The following is an 18318-nucleotide window of genomic DNA, read 5'->3' on the forward strand; positions in this document are numbered from 1 at the left end:
AGTGCCGATCATGCCGAGTCTCACAGTCGACGGCGCCCTCACCCGGGCGGCCGCACTCACCGTTCACAGCTACGACGTCGACCTCGACCTGACCCGCGGCGACCGCGTGTTCGGGTCCACCACCCGGATCACGTTCAGCGCGGCCGAGCAGCACAGCTGGCTGGACGTCCGGCCCGACGAGCTGATCTCGGTGACCCTGAACGGCACGCCGGTCGACGTCGCCGGCCTGAACGACGGACGGCTCGAGCTGACCGGCCTGACCGCGGACAACGAGCTGGTCGTGGTCGCCACGATGCTCTACTCCAACGACGGCGAGGGCCTGCACCGCAGTGTCGACGCGGCCGACGGCCTGGTCTACCTGTACGCGATGTCGTTCCTCGAGGCCGCGCCGCGGATCTTCGCCTGCTTCGACCAGCCCGACCTCAAGGCGCCGTACCGGGTGAAGGTGACCGCGCCGCAGGACTGGATCGTGCTCGGCAACGGCGCCGCGCGGCAGGTCGCGCCGGGCCGGTGGGAGCTGGCCGAGACCCAGCCACTGTCGACGTACTTCGTCACGCTGGTCGCAGGTCCCTACCACCAGCTCCTGGACAGCCACGACGGCATTCCGCTCGGCATCGTCGCGCGGCAGTCGCTGAAGGACGCGCTGGACCGCGAGGCCGAGGACATCTTCGAGGTCACCAAGCAGGCCTTCGACGAGTTCCACCGGCTGTTCGGCTACCGGTACCCGTTCGGCGAGTACCACCAGGCGTTCGTCCCAGAGTTCAACGCCGGCGCGATGGAGAACCCGGGCTGCGTGACGTTCCGTGACTCGATGGTGTTCCGCTCCACCGCCACCGACTCCGAGCGGTCGAACCGGGCCCGGACGATCGTGCACGAGATGGCCCACCAGTGGTTCGGGGACACCGTCACGATGAAGTGGTGGAACGACCTGTGGCTGAACGAGTCGTTCGCCGAATACATGGCGCACCGGGTCTCCACCGCCGCGACCAAGTACGCCGACAACTGGATCGACTTCGCGTTCGACCGCCGCTGGTGGGGTCTGCAGGCCGATCAGCGCAGCTCGACGCACCCGGTCGCCGCCGACCCGGGCAAGGACGCCGCCGCGTCGCTGGACGACTTCGACGGCATCTCGTACGCCAAGGGCGCCGCGGTGCTGAAGCAGCTGGCCGCCTACCTGGGTGACGACGTGTTCCTGGCCGGCGTCCGGGCGCACATCAAGGACAACGAGTTCGGCAACGCGACGTTCGCCGACCTGGTCGCGAAGTGGACCGCGGCCGGCGCGGTCGGGCTCGACGAGTGGGCGCAGGCCTGGCTGCGGACGCCGGGCCTGGACACGATCGCCGCCGAGCGCACCGCCACCGGCGTACGGCTGCGGCGGACGGCACCGGCGCAGTTCCCGGCGAACCGCCCGCACAAGTTCACCATCGGCGCGTACGACGCCTCCGGCGCGCAACTCGCCTCCGTACCGGTGCTGCTGGACGCCGACCAGGTCGACGTCCGGCTCGACCCGTCGGCCGCGGTGATCGTGCCGGACGCCGGCGACGACACCTGGGCCAAGATCCGGCTCGACGCGGAGACGCTCGCGCGGCTGGCCGACGTCGTTCCGAAGATCGAGGACGGCGTGACCCGGGCGGTCGTGTTCAACAGCCTGCGCGACGCCACCGGCGATGCCGAGGCCGACCCGCGGCTCGGGTTCGAGACCGTGCTCGCGCTGCTGGCGACCGAGACCAGCGACATCGCGGTCGGGTCGATGGTCGGCTGGGCGCGGACGCACCTGCTCGGCATCACGCTGCCGTACGAGGAGTACCGGGCGCGGTTGTCCGCCGTACTGACCGAGCGGGTGCGGTCGGTCGAGGCCGGGAGCAGCGTGCAGCTGATGGTGCTGCGCGCGGCGATCCACACGAGCACCGACGCGGAGCTGCTGCGCGGCTGGCTCGACAGCGTGAACGTGCCGGACGGCATCACCGTCGACGCCGACCTGCGCTGGCTGATCACGCTGCAGCTCGCCCGGCTCGGCGCGATCGACGACGCCGGCATCGACGCCGAGCTCGCTCGCGACACCTCCTCGGAAGGGGTCGTGCACGCCACCCGGTGCCGCGCCGCGCTGCCGACCGCCGAGGCCAAGGACCGCGCCTGGGCCCAGATCATGACCGACGGCGAGGTCTCGAACTACGAGCTGTACGCCGCGTGCGAGGGCTTCTGGCACCCGTCGCAGACCGAGCTGACCGCGCCGTACGTCGACCGGTTCTTCGCCGAGATCGCCGGGACCGAGAAGCTGCGGTCCGGCTGGGTGATCGCCAGGGCGGCGACGCTGGCGTTCCCGGTCTACGCGGTCGAGCAGCGCACCGCCGACCTGGCCGCCGGGCTGGTCGCCGACGAGTCGGTCGCGGCCGGAATCCGGAGGTCGGTGGGTGACCGGGCCGACGATCTGCAGCGCGCCCTCGCGGTGCGTACGGCGTACCCGGTCGGATGATCACTACGGGTTGTGACTAGTGTGACTGGTGTGACCAGAAGGACCTTGCTGAGCAGGCAAGATGTGATTTCGTGACGTAACCTCCACAATGACCGCCCGGCACGGCGCGCCGGTCTTGGTCAGGCAGCACGTCACGGGAGAGACTGTCGAGAACCGCACAGGAGAACATAGGCAATGCGCGAGGCGAGGCTCGTCGGTCTGAGCCAGGACGGCACCAAGCTGGTCCTGGCCGTGGCCGAAACGGGTGAGGAGTTCGCCGTCCCGGTCGACGACCGGTTGCGTGCGGCCCTGCGCGGCGACCGTGCCCGACTCGGCCAGCTGGAGATTCAAATGGAGAGCGCGCTGCGCCCACGAGACATCCAGGCTCGTATCCGCGCCGGCGAAAGTCCCGAGGCGGTGGCCGCCGTCGCCCAGATGCCGATGGAACGGGTGATGGCCTTCGCCGGCCCGGTCCTGGCCGAGCGCGACCACGTGGCCAACCTCGCCCAGCGGGCTTCCGTCCGCCGTCGCGGGGGCGGCGACGCCCCCACCCGCAACCTCGGCGCCTGGGTGACCGAGCGGCTGCGGATCCGGGGCGTGGACCCCGGTGCCGCCGAGTGGGACGCCTGGCGGCGCGAAGACGGGCGGTGGGCGGTCCGGGTGTCGTACCCGGTCGCCGAGGACGACGAGAAGGTCGCCATGTTCGCCTACGACGCTCCCGGGCGGTACGCCGTACCGGACGACGACGAGGCGCGCTGGCTGGTCGGCGAGCAGGCCCAGGTGATGCCGCCGCAGCAGCCCGAACGCCGGCTGACCGCGGTCGCCGACATCGATCTGTCGCTGGCCCCCGACCACGGCGCCGACAGCTACGAGGCGGCCGGTTTCGAGGACACCGTCAACCTGAACCGTGCCCGGCAGTACGCCCGCGACAACAACCCGCGGGACTTCGGCCAGGACATCGACCGGGACTTCGGGCGCGACCCGCAGTCGCCGGTCAGGGACCGTCCGTTCCCGCGCGAGGGGGCCGGGCGGGACAACTCCGGCCGGGAGCTGCCGGGCCGCGAACCGGCCGGGCGTGACTTCGCCCACGACTCGGTCCGCGAAAGCTTCACCGGCCGCGACGTCGACCGGGGTCCGCGCCGCGTGCACTCCGTGCCGTCCGCCGACGAAGAGCCGACCCTGATCAACATCCCGACCGAGCCGCCGCCGACCCTGCGGCCGACCGTGCGCGCGGTCGAACGCCCGGCCCAGCCGCCGACGGAGTCCGCCGCCCTGGCTCCCCCGGAGGAACGCGCCGCCGCGCCCGAAAACCCGTTCACCGAACGCCGTACGCCGCCGCCCGCGCCTGAGCGTCAGACCGAGGCTCGGCAGACCGAGCCGGGTCCCTCCGAGCGCCCCGCCGACCTCCGTCAGCCCGACCGCCCGGCCGACCTCCGTCAGCCCGAGCGGCCGGCCGAGCCTCGTCAGCCCGAGCGGCCCGCCGAGCCTCGTGACACCGAGCGTCCAGCCGAAGCCCGTCAGGCGGCAGTGCGGCCCGAGCCCGCTCAGCCCGCGGGGCCCGCGATCCCGAGGCCGTTCGATCCACGCCGCGGCGCCCAGGAGAACCGGCCCAGCCAACCGACCCTCCCGACCCCCAACCAGCCGGCTCGCGCTCCCCAGCCGGCCGCGGACGCACCGGCGCGCCCGGCAGCGGGCCCTCCGCCGACCAACGGCACCGCGATCGGCGCCGCCACATCAGCAGGCTCGCCTCAGCCCGGCGAGCACGCTGAAGCGCCCGCCGAACCCACCCCGGAGCCGAAGAAGAAACCGGCTCGCCGAGGCTCCAAGCGCGCCAGCGTCCCCAGCTGGGACGAGATCATGTTCGGCAAGAAAGCCGACTGAAGCACAGGCTCACACCAGCGCCCCGCCGTCCGCACCAAGGGACGGCGGGGCGCTGTGCTGCTGACCGGCCACGGACAGTCGTCTCAGATCGCGGTCGGTGTTTGAAGCCGGCCCGGAGGTCTGTCATGATCCTCCGCATGCGTATCTCGCTGTGTTGTCGCTGTTGTTGTCGCTGACGCGCGCCGTCTGAGGCGCGCGAGGCCCTGTCCATTCCCAGGCCCGCCCGCCGACACCAGCACTCACAGGATTCCGGATACTCCCGATGAACCTCTCCGCACTCGCCGACCTGTTCGCGTCGAACGGTCTGCGCCTGCTGCCCGGCTCGTACGCCGTCCCGGTCGACCTGCTCGTTCAGTTGCCCGACGCAACGATCGTCCGGTTCACCGCGCGCGGCCGCACGCTGCGCCTGCGCCAGTACGCCGCCGGCGCGCTGACCACCGTCGTGATCCCGACCGAGTGCGGCTGCGGCGACCACCACCCGCAGACCGGCCCGAACCGCGTCACGATCAGCGCGTATGCCGAACCGCTCGCCGAGCGCGTGATCGACGGCGAACTGCTGTTCGGCTGGACCCGCCACGAGGCCGGTCTGCTGCGCCTGGCCGACGCCGTACCGTACTTCTTCGAGCTGCTCGCCGCGCTCCCCCAGCCGGAACGCGCCCTGGTCGGCGTCGCCTGATCAGAGCGGCCGCGACGGACTGGTGGTCGCCAGGTACACCAGCCCGTCGTACTCCTGTGTCAGCAGCGTCGGCGCGAACTGGTACTTGTACGTCCAGCGCTGCACGAACGCCCCGAAACTCCGGAACATCTGCGGCTCCTCCAACCAGCCCTTGATCTCCGCCGGCGCCTCGTCCACCGCGCGCAGATCGAGAAAGTGGTCGCCCGGGTTCGCAGCCGCCAGCAGCCCCTCCAGCGAACTGAACCCACCGCGCTCCAGCTTGTTCACCTCGACCGGCCCGCCCAGATCACCCGGCCATGGGCCCGGCCACATCCGCCGGGCCCGGAACGCGCCCGACCCGCACAGCAACGCCACCGCGTAGTACGCCGACCCGTACCGCTCGCGCAGATACTGTCCCATCGGCCGCAGCTCGGGCGACTGCCGGCTCGCGGCCAGGTGCCCGTTGTGCGCCCACAGCACAGCCTTCAGGTCGTTGCCGTGCAGAAACGCGCTCACCGCGTCAGCCATCGCCCGGTCCCGGACGGCGAACGTCGTCGCTCCGGCGTCCTTGTGCTCCTTCGACGAGCACACCACGTCGGCCGCCCGGACGAGCTGCTCACCGGCCGCCAGGACCTCGTCCGGCGCCGAGTGCTTGTCCAGGAATCCGACCAGTGCCTCGGTCTCCCGCACCAACAAGCGCTTCGGGTCCGGCTTGGCCCCCGGCCCGGCGTCGACCTCGGCCGCGATGCCGCCGTCGAACAGCTCGAGCCGCTCCGGCGCGTTCTGCTCCAGATAGCCCCGGACGACGGCCAGCGCCGCCGAGCACTTCTGCGGATCGATGCCCACGAAGCCGACCTGCTCGTCGGCCGGCCGTCCGGCGTTGTACTTGCGCATCCACTGGACCATCGCGACGACCTCTTCGGTCCGCCAGACCCAGAAGCCGAGATCGCTCACCACCGTCGGCGCGTCACCAGGACCGCCCCGGACGTAGGCGTCCACCGCGATCGCCGCGGACTCGCTCGCCTCCATCAGCAGCGTGCGGAACCCGAGCTCGGTGACCAGGAACTCCAGCAACCGGTGCTTGAGCTGGAAGAACTCCCGCGTGCCGTGCGTGGACTCGCCGAGCCCGACCAGGCGTACGTCGGCCAGCACCTTCTTCAGCGGTTCCAGATCGCCGGTCGGCGTTCCCGCCTCGACTCCGGCCAGCGGCCACGCCGTCCGCTCCAGCCACTGCCGCACCCGAGGCTCACTCACGCCGGAAGCCTATCCAGCCAGGTGCCGGCCCGAGCCCTTGAATAAGTAACACGCATGGTTTAACTTACACGAACGTTCCCGCTGCGTGTGCGGCAGATCACGTCCGGCTGTCGCCCCGGCGATCCCTTGCTTGCTTCCGGCCCGCCACCTGGAGGTCCCCCGATGACCGTACGACGACGCCTGCTCGCGGGGCTGTTACCCGCGACGCTGCTGGCCGGAGTGCTCAGCGCAGCACCGGCCGCGGCGGCCACGATGTACCCGAGCGGCGTCGGCGCCGATCTCGGCGCCACTCCGACCACGCTCGGCGTCGCACCCGCCGCCGGAGCCGACCCGGCCGGTCTGCAGGCCGGGACCGAGCAGGGCCGCGGCTTCTGGCGGACCAACCAGGCCGCCGGCACCAGCTGGTTCTCCTTCGACGTCGACCGCGACTACGTCGACGAACTGAACACCGACGACGTGGTCGTCACCGTCACTTACCTCGACTCTGGTACCGGGTCGCTTCAGCTGACCTACGACGCCGCGGCCGGTCCCGAGACGCGCGCCGACGACGTACCGCTGAAGAACACCGGCCAGTGGCAGACCGGCACCTTCGCGCTCGCCGACATCGAGTTCGCCGACCGCCTCGGCGGCGCGGACCTGCGCCTGTCCGGCAGCACCGACATCACCGTGGCCGGCCTGCGGATCAGCACGGCGGGTGCCACGGTCGCGCTCGGCGCCTCTCCGCTCGAGAGCGGTATCTCGCCGCGTGCCGGGGACCGGCCGGAGAACCTGAAGACCGGTGTCCAGGACGGCCGGCCGTACTGGCAGACCGACCGGACCGCGCCCGCGCCGGGCACGAACTTCTTCTACATGAACGTGTCGGACACCTACCTGTACGACAACCGGGGCCTGGTGCTCGTCAGTGTCGACTACTTCGACGAGGGCAACGGCCAGTTCGGGCTGCACTACGACTCCCCCGGCGAGACGATCCCGGAGAAGTTCAAGAACTCCGAGGTCGTCACGTACGGCGACACCCGGACCTGGAAGACGCACACGTTCGCACTGCCCGACGCGGTGATGACCAACCGCTCGAACGGCGCGGACTTCCGCATCCACATCGGCGAGGGCGCGGCCGACCTCAAGGTGGCGGCCGTCCGGGTCGCGAAGGTCGCCGGAGCGCTCGACGTCACCGAAGGCCTGAACGACCTGATCGACGAAGCCGCGCGCGCCCACAAGGCGGCCCGCGAAGGCAGCCGCGACGGTCAGTACCCGGCGGGGAGCCGCGCGACGCTGCTCGCCGCGATCGACGACGCCCGCGAGGTCGCGGCCACGCCGAACGTCACCGACGTCCAGGTGAAGGCCGCGCTCCAGACGCTGCAGTCCAAACTCGACGCGTTCACCGCTTCGGTGGTCGACACCAACTTCGCGCCTTCCGGTACGGCCTCCGCCAGCGGCGGCACCGGCGCCACGAACGTCAACGACAACAACCACGAGACGGCCTGGACCAGCGGCGCCGGCGACGCGTGGCTGCAGATCGACCTCGGCACGGCCCGCAAGGTGAACGACGTCCGGGTCGAGTGGGCCCAGGCGTACTCCCCCGACTACACCGTCCAGGTCTCGAACGACGGCCGGATCTTCACCACCGTTGGCCGCACCGGATCCCCCGGCGCGAACCAGTTCAGCAAGACCCGCTTCGCGACCACGAGCACCCGGTACGTCCGGATCGCGCTCTCCGGCTCTCCGACGTACGTCGTGAAGGAGCTGCAGCTGCGCGAGTCGCCGGTTGTCGTCCCGCAGCCGAAGCTGGTCCGGACGGTGAACCCGACCGAGGACGGCGTGGTCGCCGACTTCGACGCCACCTTGTACGGCGCCGACCGCACCGGGCGCTCGGATGCCACCAAGGCCATCCAGAGAGCGCTCTACGCGTGCCAGGACGCCGGCGGCGGCACCGTCTGGCTGCCGAGCGGCAAGTATCTGGTCAAGGACACGGTCGAGGTCCACTCGTTCTGCACCCTGCGCGGCGACCGCCGCGACCCCGACCGCAACCGCGGCGCCACGACCACGAACGGCGGCCGGACGTTCGACTACGGCACCGTCGTCGTCGCCGATCTCGCTGCCGGTGACGACGGGCCGAGCCTGTTCCGGATCGGTGGATCGGCCGGCGTGATCGGCGTGACCACCTGGTACCCGCGGCAGAGCGCGACCCGGCCGGTCCCGTACAACTACACCTTCGAGATCCCCGGCGGCGCGTGGATCGGCAACGAGAACTACATGATGGCGACCGTCCAGGACGTCACGATGCTGAACTCCTACCGCGGCATCGGCATCAGCACGATGCCCAACGACCGCGGCAACGCGCCGAGCTCCGGCCAGGTGCACGAGTCCAGCACGATCCGGAACATCCGGGGAACCGCGCTGTTCGAAGGTGCCCGCGCCTACAACGGCGCCGACGTCGGCACCTGGGAGAACGTGACCTTCGGCAACGCGTACTGGTCACAGGCCCCGGCCGCCTACCGGCCGCCGGCGCGGGCCGCGCTCGACGCCTGGACCCGCGCGAACGGCACCGGGCTCGTACTGGGCGACCTCGAATGGGACCAGTTCCACAAGATCACGCTGTCCGACTACCAGGTCGGCATCCACGTGGTCGCCGGTCAGCGCGCCCAGTTCACCGGCAGCTTCCTGGAGCCGGACATCCGCCGGACCGGGACCGGCATCCTGGTCGACGTGATCGACGACCGCTGGGGCATGACGCTGGCCGGCGGGCATGTCGAGGGCAGCACGGCAGCCATCCGCAACAACGCCCGCGGCTACGTGAAGATCACCGGCACCCGGACGCAGGGAGCGCTCTCCGGGATCATCCACCGGATGTCCGGGACCGCTCCGACGTACGCCCAGAAGCCGCTGCCCGCTCCGGCCGGCCGGAAGCTCACCGTCGTCGACGCGCCGCACGGCGTCGGCTACCTGCCGGCGGCCGACGCGACCAAGGCGGTTCAGAAGGCGCTCGACAAGGCCGGCCGCAACGGTGGCGGCATCGTCTACCTGCCCGCGGGCTGGTACCGGATCAGCACCCACCTGACCGTCCCCGCCAACGTCGAGCTGCGCGGCGCCTCCGCCGTACCGAACCGCGACCAGAGCGGCGCCAGCGGCGGCACGGTCCTGCACGCCTTCGAGGGCCGCGGCACCACCGCACCCGACTCGGCCACCGCGCTGGTCACGCTCAACGGCAGCAAGTCCGGCCTCCGCGGTCTGCGCGTCTTCTATCCCGAGCAGAACCCGGGCGCGGCCGAGGGCATCGTCACCTACCCGTACGCCGTCCGCGGCAACGGCAGCCACACCTACGTGATCAACGCCGGCTTCCCGAACGCCTGGAACGGCATCGACCTCACCACCCACCGCAACGACCATTTCGTCGTCCGCAAGGTCGCCGGAGCGTTCTTCGACCACGCGATCGCGGTCGGCCGCAGCACCGGCGGCCGGATCGAGGGCGTGCTGTCCAACGGCAACGCGGTCACCCGGATCGGCTACCAGCAGCCGTACTGGATGAACGAGGGCAGCATCTTCGAGCTCGTGATCGACAAGGTGATGCGCAAGCAGGCGAAGATCGTCACGGTCGACGGCGCGACCGGGCTGACCCTGTTCAACGTGTTCGCCTACGGCTTCCACGACGGGCTGGTGGTGCACGACGGCCAGGTCGACGCCTTCAACCTGGGCACCGACAACCTCGGCGCCGACGGCTACACGGTCAAGGTGGTGAAGGGCGACGTCGAGGCGACCAACCTGGCCCGCTACAACGGTGCCACCAGCACCGGCCCGGTCACCCTGCACAACGTGATGGTGATCAACGTGGTCCAGCGCGCGGTCTCGGTCCAGGCCGAGGGCAACGGCACCGTGAAGATCCTCGGCAACGAATCCGAGCCGGGGACCTACGAAGTCGGCGCGCAGGTCACCGTGACGGCGGCGCCCGGATCGGATAGCGTTTTCCAGAACTGGACCGTCGACGGTCAGGTGGTCTCGACCGACGCGTCGTACACCTTCACCGTGACGGCGGACCGGATACTGACCGCGCACTTCACTTCCTGAAACCGTACTGAGGAGCGAGATGGCTGACTCGACGACGCCGCACCAGGTCGCGATCGTGGGCTGCGGCATCATCGGCCACACCCACGCCGACACCATCGCGGCCCGGTCCGACGCCACCGTCACCGCCTTGGTGGACGTCGACCCGGCCGCGGCGCGGGCCCTGGCTGCCCGGCTCACCGAAGCCGGGCAGCCGGAGCCCGCGGTGTACGGCGACCTGGCGGCGGCGCTCGCCGGGTCGGACGTCTCGCTGGTGGCGATCTGCACCCCGAGCGGCACCCATGCCGACCTCGCGGAACAGGCGCTCGACAACAAGCTGCACGTCGTGATCGAGAAGCCGCTCGACGTCGACCTGGGCCGGGCCCGCCGCCTCAGCGCGGCGGTCACCCGGGCCGCCAACCACGGCGTGCTCTGCTCGGTGATCAGCCAGCACCGCTTCGACCCGGGCAGCGCGCGCGTCGCGGACGCCATCCGCGCCGGCCGCTTCGGGCAGCTCACCTCCGCTGTCGCCACCGTCGCGTGGTGGCGCAGCGACGGGTACTACGCCTCGGCCGGCTGGCGAGGCACCTGGGCCCAGGACGGCGGTGGCGCGCTGATGAACCAGGGCGTGCACACCGTCGACCTGCTGCTGTGGTTCATGGGCCGGCCGGTGGAGATCCAGGCCCAGGCGCTGCGGGCCGCGCACCACGCGATCGAGGTCGAGGACACCGTGGTCGCCACCCTCACCTTCGAGAACGGCGCGGTCGCCACCCTGCACGCGACCACCGCGGCGTACCCGGGCGGCCGTACCCGGATCGCGGTCCACGGCACGCAGGGTGGCGCCGAGATCGAGGACGACGTGCTGCGGCGGTTCAACGCCGACGGCGCCGAGCAGGACCTCCCCGTCGAGCAGCAGGCGAACGACGACACCAGCCGTCAGCAGTTGTCGATCGCGGGCCACAGCCGCCAGTACGCCGACATCTTCGATGCCGTCAGCAACGGTGTCGAGCCCGGCCTCACCGTGCGGGACGGGATCGAGGCGCTGGCCGCCGTGCGCGCCGTCTACATCGCCTCGACCCTGCAGCGCCCGGTCAAGTTCCTCGACGTGCTCGAAGGCCGGTACGACGACGTCGACGTCGCCCGCGGCATCGGACTGCCACCGCGCTGACCGTCGAGCGCGAGCCGCCGGTTCAGGCCGGCGGCTCGCCCGGCTCGCGGTCGTTGAGGATCCGCTGGTAGAGCTTGCTGTCCCGCCACTGCCCGTTGATGTGCAGGTAGCGCGGCGCGAAGCCGTACTGCTCGAACCCGCACTTCAGCAGCACTCGCTGCGACCGGGTGTTGTCGTGGTTGGTGCTCGCCGCGATCCGGTGCAGCAGCAGGACCTCGTCGGCCAGCCGGCACACCGCCGACAGCGCTGCCGTCGCCAGGCCCCGGCCGACCTCCGCGACGTCGACCCAGTAGCCGACGTCGCCGTTGCGCCACGGTCCGAGCACGATGTTCGACAGCGTCGCCGTACCGATCACGCGATCGTTCTCGACCAGCATCCACGGCACGACGTTGTCGCGCTCGAGCAGTTCGGTGAACCGCGCCGCCTGGAAGTCCACGTCGTACCACTGCTCGGTGCGCTGCGGCTCGAACGGGATCAGCTGCTCCCGGCTGCGCAACTGCGCCTCGCAGAACGACGCGGCGTCCTCGGGCCGGACCACCCGGAGCTGGACCGAGTCGGTGAGGGCGGCGGTCAGGATTTCGGGCGCGGAGACAGTCGGAATCACCCCGGCAGCCTAAACCCCGGCGGTCCGATCCGCCGGGCTATTTCGGCAGCCGCCGGGCCTGGCTCGAACCGCCCACCCGCGGCGTGAACGCGTCGTGGAAGATCGTCGACGCGGCGCCGACCGCGGCCGCGTCGGCCTGCAGCATCGACTCCTCCACCGCGACCGTCCGGGTGCCTTTCGCGATCGGGAACGAATTCACCGCCCGTTCGATTTCGGAAATCAGCGTCGCCGCGATTTCCTTTTCGTACGCCGGCCCGCCCAGAACGATCAGGTCGATATCCAGCAGGTCGACCAGTCCGACCGCACCCTGCGCAATCACTCCGGCGACCTGGGTGACCGCTTTCCGGGCCGCCTCGTCGCCCTCGGCGGCGGCTTTGCAGACCGCTTTGTAGCGTTTCGCCTCGTCGGTCGCGCCCGGGTCGGTCTCGACATATCCGAAGCCGGCCGCGATCACCGGCAGCGAGGCGGTCGGGTTGCACTCGGCCATCATCCGCGGACCGCCCTCGCCGTCCCACTCCCCCATCCGCAGCGCGGCCAGCTGGCCGAACTCACCGGCGTTCGCGGTCAGGCCGCGGTAGATCGAGCCGTTCAGGATCAGGCCGCTGCCGACGCCCGTGCCGAGGTAGAGGTAGGCGAAGTCGCGGGCCCGCGCCGAGCGGCCGATCCAGCGCTCGCCGATCGCGGCCGCCGTACCGTCCTTCTCGACCAGCACCGGATGGTTGAGTTTCTGCTGCAGCAGCTGGCGGATCTCCAGCCCACGCCATGCCGGTTGCAGCGGCAGGTCGAGCAACGTGCCGTCGGCGTTGATCGGACCCGGTACGGCGACGCCGACGCCGAGCAGCGAGGCGGTGTCGACCTGACTGATGCTGATCGCGGCCACCACCGTGGCGGCGACCAGATCGACCAGGCGGTGGGCGTCCAGGTCGGCGGCCAGGTCCACGGTCTCGCGCCGCACGATCGTGCCGTCCAGGTCGACGACGGCGACGGTCAGCAATTCGGGGTCGATGTGGATGCCGACCGCGTGCGCCGCGTTGGACCGCAGCCGGACCGGGGTCCGGGGCTTGCCGAGCCGCTCGGCGCGCTCCTGCGCCTCCTCCACCAGCAGCCCCTGCTGCAGCAGCACACGCAGGATCCGCGACACCGACTGCTGGGTCAGCCCGGTCCGCCGGGAGATCTCGGTCCGGCTGATGATGCCGGCCACCCGGATCGTCTCGATGATCACGGCCTCGTTGAAGGAGCCCAGGTCGTACTGGTTCGCGCCGGAACGGGTCGGTTCGTCCAGCACCGCCGAGTCACTGTCAGGCGTGACCATCGCCCACCTCCCTTGTCGCTTTCTTTCCCCGCTGGTGTCGGTTTCTTTCCCGATCGGCAATTGGCCGCGCCCGGGTCAGCGCAGATCGTACCCCGCGGCCCGCGCCACGGCGGTGAGGTAATCCAGATTGCCCGCGGTCCTTTCCGGCAATGGCAGCGCGGTGGAGAAATCCTCCACCGCGACCCACCCGTCGTAACCGGCCCGCGCCAGCGCGGCGAACAATTCCGGCAGTGACGCCCGGCCTTCCCGCAACGGCACCCATTTCGGCTCCCAGCGCAGCGTCCCGTCGCTTTCCACCCCGGCCAGGTGCCAGGCGCAGTTCTTCACGTGCACGTGGGCCAGGTACTCACCCAGCAGGTCCAGCCCGTGTTCCTCCCAGCCCTCGATCACCAGGTTGCCGATGTCGTGGATCACGCCCACGTACGCCGGATCCAGCCCTTCGAGCAGCCGCCGGGCCGCCGATGCGCTCGGTGTCAGCGTCTCGTGGTGGAGCTCGACCAGCGCCTGTACGCCGTACTGGCGGGCCTTGTCCTCGACCCACTCCCAGTGTTCCCGGCAAGCGGCGAACGCCTCCCGGTAGGTCTGGCCTGGCTCGACCTTCAGCCCGGCGATCCGGACCCGGCCGGCGCCGAGCCGGGCCGTTGCCGCCAGCATCCGTTCGGCGTCGTCCCGACGGGTCGGCGGCACGTAGCCGCCGAGCGCCGAGTACTCCAGTCCCGCGCCGGTGGTGATCGCCTCGATCTCGTCCAGCCGGTCCTCGAGGCCGGTCAACGGCCAGGTCGCCCGGTTGCCGGACCAGAACCCGGTCTGCCCGTCGGCCGCCGCCTGGTCGATGATCCGCCACTCGATCCCGTGCCAGCCCTGCTCGGCCAGGATCTCGGCCGCCTCGGCGGGAGTCCAGTCGGGCGTCGACGCGGTGAACACGGAGAACTTCACGGAGCCTCCAGGGCCCCGTCGATCCGCCGTACGCCGGCCGCCCACTCGTCGTGCCCGGACAGCTCCGCCGGGTACCGCGCGGCGGCGGCCTCGTCGATCTCGATGCCCCAGCCGGGCGCCTCGTTCGGGGTGAGCCAGCCGTTCTTGATGCGCAGCGTGCCGGGAAAGACCTCGTGCGTCGCGTCGTTGTAGATGTGGCCCTCCTGGATGCCGAACGCGACCGAGCTGACGTCGAGAGCGACGTTGGCCGCGGCACCGATCGGCGAGGTGTCCCCCGGCCCGTGCCACGCCGTCCGTACGCCGCACAGCTCGGCCAGGTCGGCCAGCTTGCGCGCCGGCGTCAGACCGCCGATGTCGGACACGTGCGACCGGATGAAGTCGACGCCGCCGTCGCGCACCAACCGGACCGCGTCGCCCATCGAAGTGGTCAGCTCACCGACGGCCAGCGGGACCGGTGAGGCGGCCCGCACCTCCGGCAGCCGGTCCCAGAGCTCCGGGGCCAGCACGTCCTCCAGGAAGAACAGCCGGTACGGCTCGAGCGACCGCGCCAGCAGCACGGCCTCCTTCGGGGTGAGCCGCGAGTGGACGTCGTGCAGCAGCTCGATGTTGTCCGGCAACGACTGCCGGGCCGCAGCGAACAGGTCGGGCGTCGTCCGCAGGTAGTCCCGCGCCGACCAGCCGTTGTGGTACGGCATGCCCGGATAGAGCGTGGCCAGCCGCGGCGCGCCGTACCCGCCGCCGCCCGGCGTCGAGATCTGCAGCCGGATGTGCCGCCAGCCCTGCGCGACGAACTCCTTGGCCTGCTCCAGGCACTGCTCGATGTTGATGCCGCTGGCATGGATGTAGGTGTCCGCGGCCGCGCGGACCTTGCCGCCGAGCAGCTCGTAGACCGGCATGCCGGCGCGCTTGCCGGCGATGTCCCACAGCGCCTGGTCGATCCCGGAGATCGCGTTGTTGGTCACCGGGCCACCCCGCCAGTAACCGGAGAAGCCGGCCAGCCGGGTCAGGTCGCCGATGTCACCGGGATAGCGCCCGATCAGCAGGCGAGCCAGGTGCTGGTCGACGAACGTCTGCACCGCCTTCCAGCGCTGCGTGAACGTCGCGCAGCCCAGCCCGTACAGGCCTGGCTCGGTGGTGTCGATCCGGACCACCACCAGGGGGATGCCCTGCGGTGCCGTCACGATCGCCTTGACCCCGCGGATCCGCACGTCGTCGCGGACCGGCCAGGGCTGGGCGAAGGTGGCTGGCGTCTCGTGCGGCATTCAGGTCTCCAGTCGGTCGATCGGCAGGTCCAGCTCGTGCTGGGCCTGGAAGCCCAGCACGGTCCGGGCGGCGGTCAGGTCGATCGGTACTTCGCGGCCGGCGAACCGCCGCAACCGCGGCACGCCCGGCGCGAAAGCGTCCAGCAGGTCCTCGGTCGCGAACGGCGCGTTGGTCGTGCTCGCGGCGACGAACAGCGTGTGCTGCCCGCTCAGCTCCGCGGTCAGCCCGAGCTCGATCGCGTACGCCGCGTCGCGGGTGTCCAGGAAGGCCCAGCCCTCCCGCACCCCGGCGCCCGGGTTCTCCCGGAACCCGTCGGCCTGCCGGCGCAGCACGTCGGCGGTGTTCACGTGCGGGAACCGCAGCGACACCACGTCGATCCCCCAGTGCCGCCAGGCCATCCGCGCGGTGTTCTCGTCGTTCTGCTTCGACAGCGAGTACCAGTCGTCGACGTCGGACGGGATCTTCTCGTCCAGCGGGTAGTAAGCCGGCAACACGTCGTGATGGTTCATCGGTACGCCGAAGGCGTTGATGCTGCTGGCCACGACCGCCCGCCGGATCCCGAGCGCCCCCGCCTGCGCGAGCACGTTGAAGGTCGAGACCACGTTGCCGGTGTAGACGTCGTACGGCGTACCGGAGTCGCGGTGCGGCAGCGCGGCCAGGTGGACGACCAGGTCCACGCCGGTCAGCGCGTCGGCGACGTCGTCCTCGGACCGGGTGTCGCCGATCACCGCCCGGTCGGCCTTCAGCTCCGGGGCGTCGACGATCGTGAGCGCGGTGACGAGCGCGCCCAGTTCGGTCAGGTGCCGGGTGGTGACGGACCCGATCCTTCCGGCGGCACCCGTCACCAGCACCCGGCGCCCGTTCAGCGATGAGCTCACTCCTTGATCCCTCCGGACATTCCGACCCCTCTCAGGAACTGTTTCTGGAACACCAGGAACAGCACCACAGGTACCAGAACGGCCAGGAACAATGCGCTCATCTGCAACGAGATCTCCGTCGTCTGCTGCACCCGCGGCAGCGCGACCGAGATCGGCTGCAGCCGCGGGTCGGGCAGCACCAGCAGCGGCCACAGGTAGTCCTTCCACGACCCGATCACGGTGAGCAGCGCGACCACGCCGAGAATCGGCTTGGACAGCGGCAGGATCAGCGCGGTGAACAGCCGCAGGTTGCTCGCGCCGTCGATCCGGGCCGCCTCGATCAGCTCGCGCGGGATCGCGTCGAAGTACCGCTTCATCACCAGGATGTTGAACGCGCCGGCGGCCTGCGGCAGCCAGACCGCCCAGAACGTGTTCTGCAGGTTCACCCCGAGCACCGGCATCTTCAGGATGGTCAGGTAGAGCGGGACCAGCGAGATCACCCCGGGCAGGAACAGCGTCGCCAGCACCGCGCCGGTGACGATCGGGCCCCACCGCGGCCGCAGCACGCTGAGCACGAAGGCGCCCGTCGTACAGACGAACAGGGTGGACAGCAACGACCCGATCGCGATGATCGCGGTGTTGCCGAGGTAGGAGCCGATCTGGACCTTGGTCCACGCGTTCGGCAGGTTGGCCCACTGGATCCCGCTCGGCCACAGCTGCATCGGCCCCTGCAGGATGTCCTGGCTGGTGGACAACCCCGACTTGAGCAGCCACAACAGCGGGCCGACGCCGGCCACCAGGACGCCGACGAACAGCAGCACCTGGACGGTCGGCATGCCGTACCGGATCAGCGGACGTTTGCGGTCCGCGGTCGAGATGATGCCGCGCTCCTGCGCTTCGGCCGTACGGCGTCTGCTGCGTTTGGCCGGTGCGGCCTCGTCCGGGGAGGCCGCGACCTGCTCGGTGATCGGAAGACTGGTCATGTCGTGCTCCAACGCCGGGTGAGGAAGTGGTACACGACCGACAGCACGCACAGCACCCCGGCCAGCAGCACGCTCAGCGCGGTCGCGGCGCCGAAGTCGCCGTTGACGAACGCGTAGCGGTAGATCAGCAGCAGGATCGTGGTGGTCGCGTTGTTCGGGCCGCCGCCGGTGAACAGGAACGGCTCGGTGAAGACCTGGAACGTGCCGATCAGCTGCAGCAGCATCATGATCAGGATGATTCCGCGGATCTGCGGCAGCGTGACGTGCCAGACCCGCGACCAGATCCCCGCGCCGTCCAGCTCGGCCGCCTCGTACAGCTCGGTCCGTACGCCGGTCAGCGCGGCCAGGTAGATGATCGCGGTGGCTCCCGCGCCGGCCCAGGTCGCCTCGAGCACGATCGCGGGCATCGCCAGGCTCGGCGAGTTCAGCCACGACAGTGGATCGATGCCGAACCAGCCGAGCATCGTGTTGAACACGCCGGTCGCGCTCGGGTCGTAGAAGAACTTCCAGAGCAGGATCGCGGCCACCGGCGGGACGACCGCCGGCAGGTAGGACAGCACGTTGTAGAGCCAGCCGGTGCTGCGCAGTTCGCTGATGAACACCGCCAGGAACAGCGGCACCGGAAAGCCGAACACCAGCGCCAGCGCCGCGAAGTACAAGGTGTTGAGCGTGGCCTGCGGCAGCTGGGGATCGGTCAGCACGTAGCTGAAGTTGGACCACCCGACCCACTCGGGGGTGGTGACCAGGTTGTTCTTCTGGAAGCTGAGCACCAGCCCGCGCACGATCGGGCCCCAGGAGAAGTAGAGAAAGATCAGCACCAGGGGCAGTGCGAACAGGACGGCGCTCAGCCCGCCGGAGCGGTACCAGGTCAGCACACCCCGGCGGGACTGGGCGTTCGGTCGGATCGACAGGGCCATG

Annotated in this window: 13 protein-coding genes; 5 read left to right on the forward strand and 8 right to left on the reverse strand. The window is 70.6% G+C overall.

Going from position 1 to position 18318, the window contains the following annotated elements:
* The first annotated feature begins 10 nt into the window (after window positions 1–10).
* The 3 genes from pepN to BWI15_RS21015 all read left to right on the forward strand — a co-directional run bounded on the left by pepN (window position 11) and on the right by BWI15_RS21015 (window position 5009).
* Entirely contained in the window at window positions 11–2473 is a 2463-nt protein-coding gene (pepN, locus tag BWI15_RS21005; RefSeq protein WP_077017161.1) for an aminopeptidase N, read from the forward strand.
* A 174-nt stretch (window positions 2474–2647) separates the two neighbouring features.
* The gene (sepH, locus tag BWI15_RS21010) at window positions 2648–4333 is read left to right on the forward strand and encodes a septation protein SepH (protein WP_077016198.1); all 1686 of its coding nucleotides are present in this window, start codon (window positions 2648–2650) and stop codon (window positions 4331–4333) included.
* Window positions 4334–4595: 262 nt separating this feature from the next.
* Complete coding sequence (locus BWI15_RS21015) at window positions 4596–5009, forward strand: hypothetical protein (protein WP_077016199.1); 414 nt, start codon at window positions 4596–4598, stop codon at window positions 5007–5009.
* Here BWI15_RS21015 and BWI15_RS21020 read toward each other — a convergent pair whose 3' ends face one another.
* Window positions 5010–6242, reverse strand: a complete 1233-nt coding sequence (locus BWI15_RS21020; protein WP_077016200.1) for an erythromycin esterase family protein — start codon at window positions 6240–6242, stop codon at window positions 5010–5012. It abuts the gene before it with no gap.
* Window positions 6243–6404: 162 nt separating this feature from the next.
* Here BWI15_RS21020 and BWI15_RS21025 point away from each other — a divergent pair, with 162 nt between their 5' ends.
* Window positions 6405–10301, forward strand: coding sequence for a glycosyl hydrolase family 28-related protein (locus tag BWI15_RS21025; protein ID WP_077016201.1), 3897 nt, complete (start codon window positions 6405–6407; stop codon window positions 10299–10301).
* 19 nt (window positions 10302–10320) lie between these two features.
* Entirely contained in the window at window positions 10321–11445 is a 1125-nt protein-coding gene (locus BWI15_RS21030; protein WP_077016202.1) for a Gfo/Idh/MocA family protein, read from the forward strand.
* A 22-nt stretch (window positions 11446–11467) separates the two neighbouring features.
* Here the strand turns inward: BWI15_RS21030 and BWI15_RS21035 are convergent, their stop codons facing one another.
* The 7 genes from BWI15_RS21035 to BWI15_RS21065 all read right to left on the reverse strand — a co-directional run bounded on the left by BWI15_RS21035 (window position 11468) and on the right by BWI15_RS21065 (window position 18317).
* Window positions 11468–12049, reverse strand: a complete 582-nt coding sequence (locus BWI15_RS21035) for a GNAT family N-acetyltransferase (protein ID WP_237771389.1) — start codon at window positions 12047–12049, stop codon at window positions 11468–11470.
* Window positions 12050–12086: 37 nt separating this feature from the next.
* A complete protein-coding gene (locus BWI15_RS21040) occupies window positions 12087–13361 on the reverse strand; it encodes an ROK family transcriptional regulator (protein WP_077016203.1) in 1275 nt (424 codons plus the stop codon).
* Window positions 13362–13436: 75 nt separating this feature from the next.
* Window positions 13437–14297, reverse strand: a complete 861-nt coding sequence (locus BWI15_RS21045) for a sugar phosphate isomerase/epimerase family protein (RefSeq protein WP_077016204.1) — start codon at window positions 14295–14297, stop codon at window positions 13437–13439.
* Window positions 14294–15559, reverse strand: a complete 1266-nt coding sequence (locus BWI15_RS21050; RefSeq protein ID WP_077016205.1) for an enolase C-terminal domain-like protein — start codon at window positions 15557–15559, stop codon at window positions 14294–14296. Before BWI15_RS21050 ends, BWI15_RS21045 begins: the two co-directional genes overlap by 4 nt.
* Window positions 15560–16438 (reverse strand): NAD-dependent epimerase/dehydratase family protein, encoded by an 879-nt coding sequence (locus BWI15_RS21055; RefSeq protein ID WP_077016206.1) that lies wholly within the window; start codon window positions 16436–16438, stop codon window positions 15560–15562. It lies immediately after the preceding gene.
* Entirely contained in the window at window positions 16435–17400 is a 966-nt protein-coding gene (locus tag BWI15_RS21060; protein WP_077016207.1) for a carbohydrate ABC transporter permease, read from the reverse strand. The genes BWI15_RS21055 and BWI15_RS21060 overlap by 4 nt, the downstream gene beginning before the upstream one ends.
* Entirely contained in the window at window positions 17397–18317 is a 921-nt protein-coding gene (locus BWI15_RS21065) for a carbohydrate ABC transporter permease (RefSeq protein ID WP_077016208.1), read from the reverse strand. Before BWI15_RS21065 ends, BWI15_RS21060 begins: the two co-directional genes overlap by 4 nt.
* Between the last annotated feature and the right edge of the window lies 1 nt (window position 18318).

The organism is Kribbella sp. ALI-6-A (assembly GCF_001984195.1).
Classification (GTDB): Bacteria; Actinomycetota; Actinomycetes; order Propionibacteriales; family Kribbellaceae; genus Kribbella.

Coding starts and splice junctions, on each gene's coding strand:
- pepN (WP_077017161.1), top strand. CDS start 11: ATGCCGAGTCTCACAGTCGACGGCGCCCTCACCCGGGCGGCCGCACTC.
- sepH (WP_077016198.1), top strand. CDS start 2,648: ATGCGCGAGGCGAGGCTCGTCGGTCTGAGCCAGGACGGCACCAAGCTG.
- BWI15_RS21015 (WP_077016199.1), top strand. CDS start 4,596: ATGAACCTCTCCGCACTCGCCGACCTGTTCGCGTCGAACGGTCTGCGC.
- BWI15_RS21025 (WP_077016201.1), top strand. CDS start 6,405: ATGACCGTACGACGACGCCTGCTCGCGGGGCTGTTACCCGCGACGCTG.
- BWI15_RS21030 (WP_077016202.1), top strand. CDS start 10,321: ATGGCTGACTCGACGACGCCGCACCAGGTCGCGATCGTGGGCTGCGGC.
- BWI15_RS21040 (WP_077016203.1), bottom strand. CDS start 13,361: ATGGTCACGCCTGACAGTGACTCGGCGGTGCTGGACGAACCGACCCGT.
- BWI15_RS21050 (WP_077016205.1), bottom strand. CDS start 15,559: ATGCCGCACGAGACGCCAGCCACCTTCGCCCAGCCCTGGCCGGTCCGC.
- BWI15_RS21060 (WP_077016207.1), bottom strand. CDS start 17,400: ATGACCAGTCTTCCGATCACCGAGCAGGTCGCGGCCTCCCCGGACGAG.
- BWI15_RS21065 (WP_077016208.1), bottom strand. CDS start 18,317: ATGGCCCTGTCGATCCGACCGAACGCCCAGTCCCGCCGGGGTGTGCTG.